Source organism: Pseudomonas sp. B6002 (assembly GCF_013385985.1).
Lineage (GTDB): Bacteria > Pseudomonadota > Gammaproteobacteria > Pseudomonadales > Pseudomonadaceae > Aquipseudomonas.
Map to the genome: position 1 here is coordinate 333,121 of NZ_JACAOY010000006.1, position 16,267 is coordinate 349,387.

Below are 16,267 nucleotides of genomic sequence, written 5' to 3' on the forward strand. Positions count from 1 at the left end.
CCGCCGTAAGGGCGGAACCAATTTCAGCCGTTACCGCAGCAACGGATATGTACTCAATCCCCACGATCCCAAAAAACCCACCCCGACTGATGGCTATTGTCAGAAATTTCCCACAGGAGTACAAATGTACTCCATGACAACCCTAACCCCCCGCCGCACCGCCATCCTGACCTTCATCCGCGACCGCATCGCGCAACAAGGCCAACCCCCCAGCCTCGCCGAGATCGCCGAGGCGTTCGGCTTCGCCTCCCGCAGCGTCGCACGCAAACACGTGGTGGCCCTGACCGAAGCCGGCTTCATCGAGGTCAACCCCAACCAGGCCCGTGGCATCCGCCTGCTCAACCAACCCACACGCCCCGAATGGCTGGACATCCCCGTCCTCGGCCGCGTCGCCGCCGGCCTGCCCATCGGCGCCGACGCCGAAGTACACAACCGCCTGCAACTGGACCCCGCCACCTTCGCGAAAACCCCCGACTACCTGCTGCGCGTCCAGGGCGATTCGATGATCGAAGACGGCATCCTCGACGGTGATCTCGTAGGCGTCCGCCGCAGCGCCGAAGCCTTGAACGGGCAGATCGTGGTCGCACGCCTGGATGGCGAAGTCACCATCAAGCGTTTCGAACGCCACGGCGAGCATGTGCGCTTGCTGCCCCGCAACCCTGCGTACCAACCCATCGTGGTCGGGCCTGATCAGGACCTGGCCATCGAAGGGGTGTTCTGCGGCCTGGTGAGGCAAGGCTGATGGGCGCCGTGGTTGCCCTGGACTCGCTGTTCAATGGCGGGCGAGTCTGGAAGGGCCGGCCCGCCGCGCCTCCCGCCAGCGTGCACCCCACAGGGCTGGCGGCGCTGGATGCGGTGCTGCCCACGGGCGGCTGGCCGGAGTCGGCGTTGAGTGAAATCCTCATGGCGAAGGAGGGCGTGGGCGAATTGCAACTGGTGTTGCCGACCCTGGCGCGTTTATCTGCGGCAGGCGAGCGCATCGTACTGGTGGCGCCGCCCTATACGCCGTATCCCCACGCCTGGCAGAACGCCGGGGTGGACCTGCGCCAACTCTCGGTGATCCAGGCCGAGGAGCGCGATGCCCTGTGGGCCGTTGAACAGTGCCTGCGTTCCGGCAGTTGCGGCGCGGTGTTGTGCTGGCCGCGCAAGGCCGATGACCGGGCGTTGCGGCGCTTGCAGGTGGCGGCGGAAACCGGGCAGACCCTGGCATTTGCCTGGCGCGCCTTGAGCGAGGCGGTCAATGCGTCGCCTGCTGCGTTGCGTCTGGCGGTGGAGGCCAGGCCCGCGCAGGTGCGGGTGCTCAAGTGCCGGGGCGGCCTGGCCCACCCGGCGCCGATCGCGCTGGCGGGGCACTGAGGTTGCCATGCGCTGGGTGTGTATTGTCTTCCCGCAATTGGCGCTGGACGGGGTGCAGCGTGTGCACCCCGAGCCGGACCAGCCCCTGGCCCTGCTGGCCGGTACGCCGCAGCGGCGGGTGCTGCAAACCGTCAATGACGCTGCCCGCGCCCTGGGTTTGCGCCCCGGCCAATCCCTGACGGCCGCCCATGCACTGGCCAAGACCTTTGCCTGCGCCGAATACGACCCCGCCGAAATCGAGCGCTGGCAGCAGTTTTTGGCGGCGTGGGCCTATCGGTTCAGTTCCCAGGTCAGCGTGTACTACCCACGGGCGCTGCTGTTCGAGATCGAATCGAGCCTGGGCCTGTTCGGGCCCTGGCCGGCGTTTGAAGCGCGGTTGCGCAAGGAGTTGAGCGAGCTGGGGTTTCGCCATCGCATCGTGGCCGCGCCCAACCCGGCAGCGGCCCGGGTGTTGGCGAATCTCTATGATGGCCTGGCAGTTCAGGACGATGCCTTGATGCAAGCCCTGGCGCCGCTGCCCATCGACCGTGCCGGCCTTGACTCACAGGCCGCCACCGCGTTGTCACGCATGGGCCTGCGCACCCTGGCCCAGGTGCAGGCGTTGCCCCGGCACACCCTGGCGCGGCGGTTCGACGCGGGCTTGCTCAAGCACCTCGACGCCCTGGCCGGGCAGCGGCCGTTGGCGCTGGCGTTCTACCAGCCGCCGGACCGTTTTGATGTGCGCATCGAGCTGAATTTCGACGTGCAATCCCACCAGGCCCTGCTGTTTCCGTTGCGTCGTTTGACCGCTGACCTGTCGGCCTTCCTGTGTGGCCGCGACAGTGGCGTGCAGCGTTTTGACCTGCACCTGGAACATGCCCAGGCGCCCGACAGCGTGATCAAGGTGGGCCTGCTCAGCGCCGAGCGCGAACCGGCGATGCTGTTCGAACTGGCCCGGGGCCGCCTGGAGCAGGTGCACGTCACCTCGCCGGTGCGCGGCTTTCGCCTGGTGGCCCAGGACCTGCCGGTCTTCGTCCCGCAACGCCAGGACCTGTTCGACGACCGCCCGCAACAGACCTTGCCCTGGGAGCAATTGCGCGAACGCCTGCGCGCACGCCTGGGGGATGAGGCGGTGCAGGGCCTGCGCTTTCACGCCGACCACCGCCCCGAGTGCGCCTGGCAAGCGGCGACCGACCCCCGCGCCTGCCAAGGCCTGAACAAGGTGCAACGCCCTGGCTGGTTGTTGAACGAACCTACGCTGCTGGCCGAGCACGGGGTGCAGATCCTCATGGGCCCGGAGCGCATTGAATCCGGCTGGTGGGATGGCGCCGACATCCGCCGCGACTACTACCTGATCCAGACCCGCGCCGGCCAGCAAGGCTGGGCCTTCCGCACCGTAGGCCAAAACGACGGGCTGTGGCTGCAAGGCTGGTTTGCATGAAACCCCCACACACCCTCGCAATCACCGTTGAAACCCTACCTTGTAGGAGCCGGCTTGCCGGCGAAAAACCCCAGCCCGCCGCGCTCATCCAGGCACCCCGCGTTATCGTTGGCGACCATCGCCGGCAAGCCAGCTCCTACAAGAGCCGGCTTGCCGGCGAAAACCCCGAGCCCGCCGTGCTCATCCAGGCACACCGCCCATGAATTACGCCGAACTGCATTGCCTGTCCAACTTCAGCTTCCAACGCGGCGCCTCCAGTGCGCTGGAGCTGTTCGAGCGCGCCAAGCGCCAGGGCTACAGCGCGCTGGCGATCACCGATGAGTGCACGCTGTCGGGCATCGTCCGGGCCTGGCAGGCGGCGAAAGCGGTGGAGCTACCGTTGATCATCGGCAGTGAAGTGCGCATCGAGAACGGCCCGAAACTGGTGCTGCTGGTGCAAGACCTGACCGGCTACCAGCACCTGTGCCGCTTGATCACCCTGGCCCGGCGCCGCGCCGAGAAGGGCAGTTACCGCCTGCTGTTTGAGGACTTCGAACAACCGTTGCCCGGCCTGCTGGCGCTGTGGGTGGCCGAAGACAGCGACACCCAGGCCTCGATCCAGTGGCTGCGCCGCACCTTCACCGAGCGCCTGTGGCTGGCGGTGCACCTGCACTGTGGCCAGGACGATGCACGGCATCTGGAGCAACGCCTGCAATTGGCGGCCAGCCTGCACATTCCCGCGGTGGCCTGTGGCGATGTGCACATGCATGCGCGCGGTCGCCGGGCCCTGCAAGACACCATGACCGCCATCCGTCATCACGTGCCGGTGGCCGAAGCGGGCACGCGCCTGCACCCCAACGGCGAGCGGCATTTGCGCAGCCTCGACGCCCTGGCCGCGCTGTACCCGCAAGGCCTGCTCGACGAAACCCAGGCCATCGCCCGCCGTTGCAGCTTCGACTTGAGCCAGTTGCGCTACCACTACCCACGTGAACTGGTGCCTGCCGGCCATGACGCCAAGTCCTGGCTGCGCGTCGTGACCGAAGAGGGCATCGCCGCACGCTGGCCCAACGGTGTCGAGGCCAAGACCCTGAAGCAGATCAACGACGAACTGGAGCTGATCAGCGAGCTGGGTTACGAGAGTTACTTCCTCACCGTTCACGACATCGTGCAGTTCGCCCGCAGCCGCTCGATCCTGTGCCAGGGCCGGGGCTCGGCGGCCAACTCGGCGGTGTGTTTTGCCCTGGGCATCACCGAGATCCACCCCGGCCTGACGAGCATGCTGTTCGAGCGCTTCCTGTCTCGGGAGCGCAACGAACCCCCGGATATCGATGTCGACTTCGAGCATGACCGCCGTGAAGAAGTGCTGCAGTACGTGTTTCAGCGCTACGGCCGCACCCGCGCAGCGCTGACCGCCGTGGTCAGTTGCTACCACGCGGCCGGCGCGGTGCGGGATGTGGCCAAGGCCCTGGGTTTGCCGCCCGACCAGATCAACGCGCTGGCCGACTGCTGCGGGCGCTGGAGCGACGATGCGCCGCCGCTGGCGCGCTTGCGTGAAGGCGGCTTCGATCCCGAGAGCCCGATCCTGCGCCGCGTGCTCACGCTCACCCAACAACTGATCGGTTTTCCCCGGCACCTGTCCCAGCACCCAGGCGGCTTCGTGATTTCCGAATACCCCCTGGACACCCTGGTGCCAGTGGAAAACGCCGCCATGGCTGAGCGCACCATCATCCAGTGGGACAAGGATGACCTCGACGCCGTCGGCCTGCTCAAGGTGGATATCCTCGCCCTGGGCATGCTCAGCGCGATCCGCCGTTGCTTCGACCTGCTGCGCCGCCACCGCAACCGTGACCTGGCCCTGGCGACGATCCCCAAGGAAGACCCTGCCACCTACGCCATGATCAGCAAGGCCGACACCATCGGCGTGTTCCAGATCGAGTCGCGGGCGCAGATGTCGATGTTGCCCCGACTCAAGCCGCAAACCTTCTATGACCTGGTGATCGAAGTGGCAATTGTGCGGCCGGGGCCGATCCAGGGCGGCATGGTGCACCCGTACCTGCGCAGGCGGAACAAGGAAGAGCCGGAGACCTATCCATCGCCTCAACTGGAGGCCGTGCTTAAACGCACACTGGGCATTCCGCTGTTCCAGGAGCAGGTGATGCAGATCGCCATGGTCGCCGCCGATTATGGCCCCGGTGAAGCCGACCAGTTGCGCCGCTCCATGGCCGCCTGGAAACGCCACGGCGGCCTGGAGCCGCATCAGGAACGCCTGCGCACCGGCATGCTGAAAAACGGCTACAGCGAGGCATTTGCTGCGCAGATCTTCGAGCAGATCAAGGGTTTTGGTAGCTATGGTTTTCCCGAGTCCCACGCGGCCAGTTTTGCCTTGCTGACCTACGCCAGTTGCTGGCTCAAATGTCATGAACCCGCCGCGTTCGCCTGTGCGCTGATCAACAGCTGGCCCATGGGCTTCTACAGCCCGGACCAGATCCTGCAGGACGCGCGGCGCCATCGTTTACAGATCCGCCCGGTGGACGTGCAGGCCAGCGACTGGGATTGCAGCCTGGAGCCCATCGAGGGTGAGCAGCCGGCGATTCGCATGGGGCTGCGCATGATCGCGGGGTTTCGTGAAGAGGATGGGCGCCGTATCGAAGCGGCCCGCCAGCACCGGGCTTTCAGCGATATTGCCGACCTGGACGCCCGTGCCGGGCTGGATGCGCGCACCCAGGCACTGCTGGCCGATTCGGGCGCCTTGCGTGCCTTGGCCGGCAACCGCCACAAGGCGCGCTGGGAAGTGGCCGGGGTGCAAAAACAGCTGGGGCTGTTCGCCGGGGTGCCCAGCCCCGATGAAGCGGTGGTCGAGCTGCCGGCGCCCACGGTGGGCGAAGACCTGCAGGCCGACTACGCCACCGTCGGCACCACCCTTGGCCCACACCCGCTGGCCTTGCTGCGTGCCGAGTTGCGCAAGCGGCGCTGCCGCAGCTCCCACGAGTTGCTCGCGGTGGAGCATGGGCGCAACGTGAGCGTGGCGGGGCTGGTGACCGGCCGTCAGCGCCCGGGCACCGCCAGCGGTGTGACGTTTGTCACCCTGGAAGACGAGTTCGGCAACCTCAATGTGGTGGTCTGGCGCGACCTGGCCGAGCGTCAGCGCCAGGCGTTGGTGGGCTCGCGGCTGCTGAAGGTGGACGGGCGCTGGGAGGCGGTGGGTGAAGTGCGGCACCTGATCGCCGGGCGCCTCACCGACTTGTCGCCCCTGCTGGAAGGCATTCATGTGCGCAGTCGGGATTTTCACTGAGGCCAGTGGTTTCTGCTGTAATTACCCCCTAACGTATATGCGTTGAAACGATCTACCGCTGGTGTGCTCAAAACCTTGCCGATGTTTTCTTTTCGCACAGAGCCAACCGATGCAATTTTTATCCAACCCCCACGGCTGTGAAGGCTGGGCCGGTGAAATGGCCCAGCGGATCCGCGCGTTCGATTGGTCGGCCACCGACCTTGGCCCGATCGACAGCTGGTCCACCAGCCTGGCCTGTACCGTACAGATGATGCTGGCGTCACCCGTGCCGATGGTGATGTTGTGGGGGCGGGCGGGGTACATGATCTACAACGACAGCTACTCGACGTTCGCCGGCGGCCGCCACCCCTATTTGCTGGGCACGCCGGTGGAACTGGGCTGGCCGGAAGTGGCCGACTTCAACCGGCATGTGGTCGACACCTGCCTGGCCGGTGGCACCTTGTCGTTCAACAACAAGGACTTGGTGCTGCTGCGCAACGGCAAGCCGGAAGAGGTGTGGCTGGACCTCTACTACAGCCCGGTCGCTGGTAACGACCAGCAGCCAGCCGGGGTGCTGGCGATTGTGGTGGAGACCACCGAGCACGTGCATTCCGAGCGCTTGCGCCAGGAACTCACCCATAACCTGGAGCAACGCGTGGCCGCCGAAGTGCAGGCCCGTTCGGCGGCCGAAGACCAGTTGCGCCAGTCGCAGAAGCTCGAAGCCATTGGCGGCCTCACCGGTGGCGTGGCCCATGACTTCAATAACCTGTTGCAGGTGATCGCCGGCAACCTGCACCTGCTGGCCCGGCACGAACCGGACAACGCCCAGGTGCAACGCCGCGTCAGCGCGGCCATTGCGGCGGTGGAGCGCGGGGCCAAGTTGTCGTCGCAGTTGCTGGCCTTTGCTCGTCGCCAACCGTTGTCGCCGGCGGTGTACAACCCGCAACGCATTTACGCCGGCCTGGGCGAGCTGTTGCAGCGGGCGCTGGGGGAAACCATCCATATCGATGTGCAATTGCCCCAGGATTCCTGGTGCATCAATGTCGACCGCAACCAGTTGGAAAATGCGCTGCTCAACCTGGCGATCAACGCCCGGGACGCCATGAAAGGCGAGGGCGTGATTCGCATCACTGGCGAAAACATCATCCTCAACCCCGCCGATTGCGTGGGCAAAAGCATCAAGCCCGGCGAGTACGTACGCTTGGCGGTCACCGATACCGGTGTGGGGATGTCGCAGACCGTGCTCAAGCGCGCCTTCGAACCCTTCTTCACCACCAAGCGCGAGGGCCAGGGCACTGGCCTGGGCCTGAGCATGGTGTTCGGCTTTGTGCGCCAGAGCGGCGGGCATGTGGAGATGTGGAGCGAGGAGGGCAAGGGCTCGGTGGTGCAGATGTATTTCCCCCACAGCCTGGAGCCGGAAAGCCTCGACATGCACAGTGAACTGGCGCTCCACAGCGGCGGCCAGGAGACCGTCCTGGTGGTGGAGGACAATGAAGGCGTGCGCCTGACGGTGGTCGAGTTGCTGGAGCAGTCGGGCTACACCGTGCTCACCGCCGAAGACGGCGACCGCGCCATGCAGGCATTGCTAGGCGGTGTGCGCCCGGACCTGATTTTCACCGACGTGGTCATGCCCGGCCGCGTCAAAAGCACCGACCTGGCCGACTGGGCCCGGGCGCAGCAACCACCGGTGGCGGTGCTGTTCACCTCGGGCCACACCCGTGACATTCTCTCCAGCAATCACCTGCTGAGCCCCGACATTCACCTGCTGAGCAAGCCCTACAGCCCCGAAGCCCTGACGCAACGGGTGCGCAGCGTGCTCACCGCAAGACAAGGTTGCCCATGACGTCACAGCGCAGCATCCCGCCGATAACCGCCCACCCCACCGGTTTTGTCCGCGTACGCGGCGCCCGTGAACACAACTTGCGCAACGTCGATGTGGACATTCCCCGGGATGCCCTGGTGGTGTTCACCGGGGTCTCCGGGTCGGGCAAGTCGTCCCTGGCGTTTTCCACCGTGTATGCCGAGGCACAACGGCGCTACTTCGAGTCGGTAGCACCCTATGCGCGGCGGCTGATCGACCAGGTCGGCGTTCCGGATGTCGACTCCATCGAAGGCCTGCCACCTGCGGTGGCCCTGCAACAACAACGCGGTACACCGAGTGCACGCTCATCGGTGGGCAGCGTCACCACCTTGTCGAGCCTGATCCGCATGCTGTATTCCCGTGCCGGCAGCTACCCGCCGGGGCAGGCGATGCTGTATGCCGAGGACTTTTCGCCGAACCTGCCCCAGGGCGCCTGCCCGCAATGCCACGGCCTGGGCCGGGTGTACGAAGTGACCGAAGCGCTGATGGTGCCCGACCCTTCGCTGACCATTCGCCAGCGCGCCGTGGCGTCCTGGCCGTTGGCATGGCAGGGCCAGAACCTGCGCGACATCCTGGTAACCCTGGGCTATGACGTCGACATCCCGTGGCGCGACCTGCCGAAAAAGCAGCGCGACTGGATCCTGTTCACCGAAGAAACCCCTACGGTGCCGGTGTACGCAGGCTTCACCCCGGCGCAGACCCGCGACGCGTTGAAACGCAAGCTGGAGCCGAGCTACCAGGGCACCTTCAGCGGCGCGCGGCGCTACATCCTGCACACCTTCACCCACACCCAGAGTGCGCTGATGAAAAAGCGCGTGTCGCAGTTCATGCAGGGCAGTGCCTGCCCGTTATGCCAGGGCAAGCGCCTGACCCAGGCGGCGCTGTCGGTGAAGTTTGCCGGGGTGGATATTGGTGAGCTGTCACAATTGTCGTTGACGCAGTTGGCCGAGTTGCTGCGGCCAGTGGCGGCGGGGCAGGACCGCATAAAGCTGTCGGTGGAGAAACGCCTGGCAGCCCAGCGTATCGCCCAGGATCTGTTGGAGCGGGTCAGCACCTTGACCGAGCTGGGGCTGGGCTATTTGTCCCTGGAGCGCAGCACGCCGACCTTGTCGTCCGGCGAGTTGCAGCGCTTGCGCCTGGCCACGCAATTGGGTTCGCAATTGTTTGGCGTGATTTATGTGTTGGACGAGCCGTCGGCGGGCCTGCACCCAGCGGATGGCGAGGCGTTGTTCACCGCGCTGGATCGTTTGAAGGCGGCCGGCAATTCGTTGTTCGTGGTGGAGCATGACCTGGAAACCATGCGCCGCGCCGACTGGCTGATCGACGTCGGCCCGGCCGCCGGCGAGCATGGCGGGCAGGTGCTGTACAGCGGCCCGCCTGCGGGGTTGGCGCACATCGAAGCATCGCAAACCCGCGACTACCTGTTTGCCGAGCGCCAGCCGTCGACACAGTCGCGACGTGAGCCGCGTGGCTGGTTGAAGCTCGAAGGCGTGACCCGTAATAACCTCAAGGGCTTGAACGTCGACTTCCCGTTGGGCTGCTTCACGGCGGTCACCGGTATCTCCGGTTCGGGCAAGTCCAGCCTGGTCAGCCAGGCGCTGCTGGAACTGGTGGGCGCTGGCCTCGGCCGCGTGGTGGAAAGCGACGAAGAACCGAGCCTGGAAGACGACGCCCCACAGGCTAGCGGTGGGCATATCAGCAGCGGCCTGGAGCACATCCGCCGGCTGGTGCAGGTGGACCAGAAGCCCATCGGCCGCACGCCGCGCTCCAACCTGGCGACCTACACCGGGCTGTTCGACAACGTGCGCAAGTTGTTCGCCGCGACACCGGCGGCCAAAAAGCAGCAGTACGACGCAGGGCAGTTCTCGTTCAACGTCGCCAAGGGGCGTTGCCCCCACTGCGAGGGCGAAGGGTTTGTCAGCGTGGAATTACTGTTCATGCCCAGCGTGTATGCGCCGTGCCCTACCTGCCATGGGGCGCGCTACAACCCCGAAACATTGGCGATCAAATGGCAGGGCCTGAGCATCGCCCAGGTGTTGGGCCTCACGGTGGAGCAGGCGGTGGAGGTGTTTGCCGAACAGCCGGGGGTGTTGCGTTCATTGCAGGTGCTGCGAGACATCGGGCTGGGTTACCTGCGCCTGGGGCAGCCGGCCACCGAGCTGTCGGGCGGCGAGGCGCAGCGCATCAAGCTGGCGACCGAGCTGCAACGCAATGCGCGGGGCGCCACCTTGTATGTGCTGGACGAACCGACCACCGGCTTGCACCCACGGGACGTGGACCGCTTGCTCAGCCAGTTGAATCACCTGGTGGACGCGGGGCACACGGTGGTCGTGGTGGAGCATGAAATGCGCGTGGTGGCCCAAAGTGATTGGGTGATCGACATCGGGCCGGGGGCCGGGGATTTGGGCGGCAAAGTGGTGGCGTGCGGCACACCGCAGAAAGTCGCCAAGAGCAAGACCAGCCGCACAGCTCCCTTCCTTGCGCGAGAGCTGACCTAACCGACACTGACGATCAACTGTAGGAGCCGGCTTGCCGGCGATGGCGTCCTCAAGGGCCCCATCGCCGGCAAGCCGGGCTCCTACAAATGTGGGTCAGGGCTGCTGGACCTGTTGCTTGGCTTGTTTCACCACATTTTCGACGGTGAAGCCAAACTTCTCCTGCAACTTGGCCAAGGGCGCCGATGCGCCAAAGCTGTTCATCACCACCTTGGCCCCGGTCTGCCCGACATAACGGTCCCAACCCAAGGGACCGGCCTGTTCCACCACCACCCGCGCCTTGATCGCAGGGGGCAGCACGCTGTCGCGGTAGGCCTGGTCCTGGTCTTCAAACAACTCCCAGCTGGGCATGGACACTACCCGCGCGGCGATGCCTTCGGCTTTCAGCTGCTCATACGCTGCCACGGCAAGGCTCACTTCGCTGCCTGTCGCCATCAGGATGACGGTGGGGTGGTCGTCACTGGCCAACACATAGGCGCCCTTGGCCGCGCCGGACGCCGCCGCGTACTGCGTGCGGTCCAGTGTCGGCAGCGCCTGGCGCGACAGCACCACGCAACTGGGGCGATGGGTTTGCGCCAGGGCCACTTTCCACACTTCCAGGGTTTCATTCGCGTCGCCCGGGCGCAGGGTCAGCAACCCTGGCGTGGCGCGCAACTGCGTGAGGTGTTCGATGGGTTGGTGCGTCGGCCCGTCCTCACCCACGCCAATCGAGTCATGGGTAAATACGAAGACCACCGGCAACTCCATGATTGCCGCCAGGCGAATCGGTGGCTTCATGTAGTCGCTGAACACCAGGAACGTCGAGGTGTAGGGCCGCAGGTACGACAACGCCATGCCGTTGGCAATCGCGCCCATGGCATGTTCGCGAATGCCAAAGTGCAGGTTACGCCCACTGTAGTCGTCGGCACTGAAACGCCCGGCAGCGTCAAAGGTGAGGTTGGTCTTGGTGGACGGTGACAGGTCGGCCGAGCCCCCCAGCAACCAAGGGATGTGTTGTGCGAAAGCATTCAACACCTCGCCACCGGAAGCACGGCTGGCGACGCCTTTGGCGTCTGTGGCGAACGTGGGCTGTCCCGCCTGCCACTGCTCGGGCATTTCCCCGGCGCGCATGCGCTGCAGCTCATCGGCCAGTGTCGGCTCAAGCCTGGCCATGGCTTGGTTCCATTGCGCGTACAGCGGCTCGGCGCGTTCGTGCAGCGCATCACGCAATACCGTGCGCGCGTCGTCGGGCACCAGGAAGCTGGAGTCCTGCGGCCAGCCATAAGCGGCTTTGGTCAGGCGGATTTCTTCCTCACCCAGCGGCTCACCGTGGGCAGAGGCGGTGTTGTGCTTGTGGGGCGAGCCGTAGCCGATCACGCTGTCGACCACGATCAGGGTTGGCGCGCCGGTGTTCGACTGGAAGGTGTGCAGCGCCGTGCTCAGGGCCTGCAAGTCATTGGCATCGGTGACGTGCAGCGTGTGCCAGCCGTAGGCCTGGAAGCGCTTGATCACGTCCTCACTGAACGCCAACTCGGTGTGGCCTTCGATGCTGATGGTGTTGTTGTCGTAGATCCAGCACAGGTTATCCAACTTCAAGTGCCCGGCCATGGAGGCGGCTTCGCTGCTGATGCCTTCCATCATGTCGCCGTCGCCGCACAGGGTGTAGACGTTGTAATCGAACAGCACCTGGCCGTCACGGTTGAAGCGTTCGCCCAGCCAGCGCTCGGCCATCGCCATGCCCACGCTGTTGGCGCAGCCTTGGCCCAGTGGGCCGGTGGTGGTTTCCACGCCGGTGGTCATACGGTATTCAGGGTGGCCCGGGGTCTTGGAGCCCATCTGGCGGAACTGCTTGATGTCGTCCAGGCTCACCGCCGGCAGGCCGGAACGCTTGCCGTGCGCGTCAATCTCCACCACACCCGCCAGGTGCAGCAGCGAATACAGCAGCATCGACGCGTGCCCCACCGACAGTACAAAACGGTCACGGTTGGGCCAGTCGGGATGGTCGGGGTGGTAGCGCAGGAACCGGCTCCACAGCGTATAGCCCACTGGCGCCAGGCCCATGGGCGTGCCCGGGTGGCCGGAATTGGCCTTTTGCACGGCGTCCATCGCCAGGGTGCGGATCGTGTTGATGCATTGGGTGTCGACAGCGGTGGCAGCGTGAGTCATGAAACCGGTCTCCCTCGGGTGGCGATCTACAGTGGAGGGCAGGGCGACGCAAAGGTTTGATCGCGTTGCCGGTGCCGCGACGAACGGAGGGAATTGACCTCGAACATGACAAGACCCACTGCAATGGGCTAGCTTCAAGAGCGTAGGCCATTGATCAACGTGCGGAGGTTTTCCATGCCAGTGAAACACGACCTGTATCAGGACTTGGGGTTGAGCAAGGCAGTCGTTCACGAACGCAGGACGAGCGACAAACGCCTGGACTCACTGCTCACCCAATACGACGCAGCCGATGGGGAGGTGCTCAAGGCAGAGTCGGCCAGCGCCAGCGATGAGGACGTGGAAAAACTGAAGAAAAAACGGCTGTTGATCAAAGACAAGATCGTGGAACAGTTGGGCTGAAGGGATGTCCGCGCCTACACGGCGCGGACATATTTGTTCAGAATTGTCTGAAGGACAGGGCGCTTTTGACTCTCTATGATGCGCCCCGCCCACCTGGCTCTGGGGACTGTTGCGGCGCAAGGATTGCGCTGGTGAGCCAGGTGGGCACCTCTCTTCAAGCCAGCAGCGCCCGCGCGCATTCATCGATCGAGCGCTGCTGCGTTTCGCCATACAGCTTCAATTCATCAATCGTCTGACGGCCCAGCGCCTTTTCGAATTCCACCTGGTTGGAATTGGCCGCGTAGTGACTCTGCGCCGCATCCCCCAGGTTGGACTGGAAGATCCCCGCCGCGCTCACCGGCAAGAAATCCTCGTACACCAACGGTTCCACATCAATGTGGCCGGCCGCAATCAGCGCCTCCAACGTACGCGGCTGGTCGGCGTTGCCACGGGCGGCCACGCCCTGTTCGGTGGCGAAGTAGCGGAAGTACGCCAGGCCCTGTTCACGCATCTGCGCATGGTTGTCGGGGAAGGCCTGGAAGTGTTGCTCCATCAATGCCATATAGCGCGCCGCGTTGCCCTCGTTCGGGAAAGCACCCAGCTCATCACGCGCCGCATTCAGCAACTGGTCGTACAGCGCTCGGCCCTTGGGGGTCAGCGCAACGCCGCGTTGTTCGATCTCGCCGAAGCGTGCGCTGTGGCTGCCTTGGGCGTCGGTGAAGGCGATGGGTTCATCCAGGGCCTTGAAGCTGGTCTGGCGCAGCAGGATCGGGCACTCGCGGCGCGGCGGGCCTTCGATCACCGCCTTGGGGGTGATGCCTTTGCCGGGCATGGCGGCCTGCACCTGGTCGATGTCCAGGGTGCGCGGGGTGAGGTGGTTGATGTGCGGGCCCTTGAAGGCCACGACATCGGCGATCAGGCGGTGCTGGTCGCTCAGTTGTTGGTACTGCGCGCCGGTCACGGTCGCGGTGTGGTGCCAGCGGAAGGTTTCCAGGGCCTGGCGGATGAACTCATCGGCGTCTTCGGCGTTGAGGCCGCCGTGCGTTTCGGCTTTCTCGATCAGGGCCAGGGCGCCAGGGGTGAAGATCGAGCGCTTGGCCAGGGCGGTTTCGGCGAAGCTGCGCAGTTCGAGGTTTTCGATCAGCTCCAGGCGCAGCAACGAGGTGAACACGCGGAACGGGCTGGTTTGCAGCGCACGCTCATGCACCGCGCGAAAGGCCGTGGAATGCACGGGCACACCGGCTGGCGTCAGGTCGTAGTAGCCCACCGGCTGCATGCCCATCACGGCAAACAGGCGGCCGATGGTGGCCAGTTCAAAGGCGGTGCCCAGGCGGATGGCACCGTGGCGTTCCATGTCCAGGCGCTGGATTTCGCCGGTGCGCTGCAGCTGTTGCGCCAGGCCCGGTTCGCGGTCGAGGACGTGGGTATTGGTCTCGGCCACCAGCTCCATCAGGGCGCCGTAAAGTGGAACTTCATCTCGGTACATGTCGGACATGGCCCTGGAGAAGCCTTTGCGGATGTCGTCGGGGCTGACATGTGCGGTGGTCGGCATAGAAAAATTCCTGAACACGGTGGAGTGGGGCATGGCCTATGTCTGGATTTTGTTGGGCTGGGCCTGGCCGTGCAAACGAAGAATCCTCAGGACTTCATGCTGAAAATGAATGAAATGACGCAAATATGACAAAAAACGACAGCTTGAAAATTTCATTTTTCGAGTACTTTCCTAACTAATTCTTCACGAGGAGCGCCCCGGTCCTCATGAAACAATCGTCACGTTTGTAGGGATGAAAGCTGTTCTGCACACACCGCACATAAAAATATGTTTAGGGGCTGTCGTTAATGAAAATTTCTACACTGGCGTTATCCATCACCGCCGCCTTGCTTGCACACCAAGCCAGCGCCGATGATTTCGGGCTCGGTTCGCTGGGCACGGGGAACGGTCACAGCGGCTTTCTGGAAGACAGCCACGCGGCTATCAGCTCGCGAACCATGTACTACAGCGCAGACAACCGCTCGGGGACGGCGAATGATCTGCGTGAAGCGGCCACCTTGCTGCGCTTCGACTACAAATCCGGCTACACCCAGGGCACCCTCGGGGTCGGTTTTGATGTGATGGCCTTCGGTGCCTTGCGTCTGGACGGTGGCGATGGCCACACCGCAGGCCCAGGCCTGGCCGGTAACGGCAACAGCTTTTTCCCAACCAAGAACAACGGCACTGAACCGGCCGACAGTTTCGGTCGCGCTGCGGGTAACGTGAAGTTCCGCATCTCCCAGACCGAATTGCACGTGGGTGGCGGTTTGGCCCCGGTGTTGCCGATCCTGGTGTCCAACGACAGCCGTGTGGCGCCGCAGACCTTTGACGGCGGCATCCTGACGTCCAGCGACATTCCCAACGTGACCTTCACCGGCGGTGAGCTGAACCATGCCCAAGGGCGTGCTTCCAGCAACTCTACTGGCCTGAGCGTTGCCGGCGCGACCCGTGACAGCAACAGCTTCAAGTTTGGCGGCCTGGACTACAAACCGTTCGGTTCTTCCGACAATGCCATCGCTAAAAACCTGACGTTGCAGTACTACTACGCCGACCTGGAAGACTTCTACAAACAGAACTACTTCGGCTTGGTACACGTGCTGCCCCTGGGCAACGACCAGTCGTTCAAGACCGACCTGCGCTACTTCGACAGCACCAGCGACGGCAAGAACGGCTCGGCCGGCTACGCGTTCAACAACAACGGCGGCTATGCCAAGCACGCCGGCGAAGTGGACAACAAAACCTACAGCGCCGCGTTCACCTATCAGCTGGGTGGCAGCAGCCTGATGCTCGGCCACATCGGCGTGAGTGATGACGGCGGCTTCGTCTGGGTCAACCAGGGCAGCATCGCGGACCCGAATGCCCAAGGCGCAGGCGGCAGCGACTTCTACCTGTTCACCGACGCCGTGGTCGGCCAGTTCTCCCGTGCGGGCGAGCAGGTCAATTTCGGCCAGTACTCGTATGACTTCAAAGCCTACGTGCCTGGCCTGAAAGCCTCCATCGCTTACCTGGACGGTACTGATATCAAGTCCAAGGTAGCCGGCGGTGCTGACCAGAAAGAAAACGAAACCGACTTCCGTCTGGACTACGTTGTGCAGGAAGGCCCGCTGAAAGGCTTTGGCACCACCTTCCGTACCGGTACTTACCACGGTCACAACACCGGCACGGCCGATCAGGACCAAACGCGCCTGATCTTCAACTACACCTACGCGATCTTCTAAGAACGCGCGAGGAAACTGCGCAATTACGCAGCGCTAAAAAACTGCAGGCCGCCTAATCAGCGGCCTCAGTCTTTTCTGGGCCAGGGTTGAGTCTTCATGTGCATCGGGGCGCG

The 16,267-nt window shown here is 64.3% G+C and carries 10 protein-coding genes; 8 read left to right on the forward strand and 2 right to left on the reverse strand.

Annotated features, from left to right (window positions below; genetic code table 11):
* The first annotated feature begins 124 nt into the window (after window positions 1-124).
* The 6 genes from lexA (at window position 125) to uvrA (ending at window position 10,385) form a co-directional block, all read left to right on the forward strand.
* Window positions 125-742 carry a transcriptional repressor LexA gene (gene lexA / locus HX792_RS08815; RefSeq protein WP_176995706.1) on the forward strand — a complete coding sequence of 206 codons (618 nt, stop codon included), beginning with the start codon at window positions 125-127 and terminating at the stop codon, window positions 740-742.
* Complete coding sequence (gene imuA / locus HX792_RS08820; RefSeq protein WP_176995707.1) at window positions 742-1,356, forward strand: translesion DNA synthesis-associated protein ImuA; 615 nt, start codon at window positions 742-744, stop codon at window positions 1,354-1,356. Before lexA ends, imuA begins: the two co-directional genes overlap by 1 nt.
* Window positions 1,357-1,363: 7 nt before the next feature.
* A complete protein-coding gene (locus HX792_RS08825; protein ID WP_176995708.1) occupies window positions 1,364-2,776 on the forward strand; it encodes a DNA polymerase Y family protein in 1,413 nt (470 codons plus the stop codon).
* Between the two features lie 199 nt (window positions 2,777-2,975).
* The gene (locus tag HX792_RS08830) at window positions 2,976-6,047 is read left to right on the forward strand and encodes an error-prone DNA polymerase (RefSeq protein WP_176995709.1); all 3,072 of its coding nucleotides are present in this window, start codon (window positions 2,976-2,978) and stop codon (window positions 6,045-6,047) included.
* Window positions 6,048-6,156: 109 nt separating this feature from the next.
* Window positions 6,157-7,869, forward strand: a complete 1,713-nt coding sequence (locus HX792_RS08835) for an ATP-binding protein (RefSeq protein WP_176995710.1) — start codon at window positions 6,157-6,159, stop codon at window positions 7,867-7,869.
* Window positions 7,866-10,385: an excinuclease ABC subunit UvrA gene (uvrA, locus tag HX792_RS08840; RefSeq protein WP_176995711.1), complete on the forward strand. Its 2,520-nt coding sequence runs from the start codon at window positions 7,866-7,868 to the stop codon at window positions 10,383-10,385. The genes HX792_RS08835 and uvrA overlap by 4 nt, the downstream gene beginning before the upstream one ends.
* Window positions 10,386-10,478: 93 nt before the next feature.
* Here the strand turns inward: uvrA and tkt are convergent, their stop codons facing one another.
* A complete protein-coding gene (gene tkt, locus HX792_RS08845; RefSeq protein ID WP_176995712.1) occupies window positions 10,479-12,527 on the reverse strand; it encodes a transketolase in 2,049 nt (682 codons plus the stop codon).
* Window positions 12,528-12,701: 174 nt separating this feature from the next.
* Between tkt and HX792_RS08850 the strand changes: the two genes are divergently transcribed.
* The gene (locus HX792_RS08850) at window positions 12,702-12,926 is read left to right on the forward strand and encodes a DUF465 domain-containing protein (RefSeq protein WP_176995713.1); all 225 of its coding nucleotides are present in this window, start codon (window positions 12,702-12,704) and stop codon (window positions 12,924-12,926) included.
* Window positions 12,927-13,080: 154 nt separating this feature from the next.
* On the opposite strand, the gene HX792_RS08855 is transcribed toward HX792_RS08850, so the two are convergent.
* Complete coding sequence (locus HX792_RS08855) at window positions 13,081-14,457, reverse strand: VOC family protein (RefSeq protein WP_176995714.1); 1,377 nt, start codon at window positions 14,455-14,457, stop codon at window positions 13,081-13,083.
* A 287-nt stretch (window positions 14,458-14,744) separates the two neighbouring features.
* On the opposite strand from HX792_RS08855, the gene HX792_RS08860 reads away from it, so the two are divergent.
* The gene (locus HX792_RS08860) at window positions 14,745-16,154 is read left to right on the forward strand and encodes an OprD family outer membrane porin (protein ID WP_176995715.1); all 1,410 of its coding nucleotides are present in this window, start codon (window positions 14,745-14,747) and stop codon (window positions 16,152-16,154) included.
* Window positions 16,155-16,267: the final 113 nt, after the last annotated feature.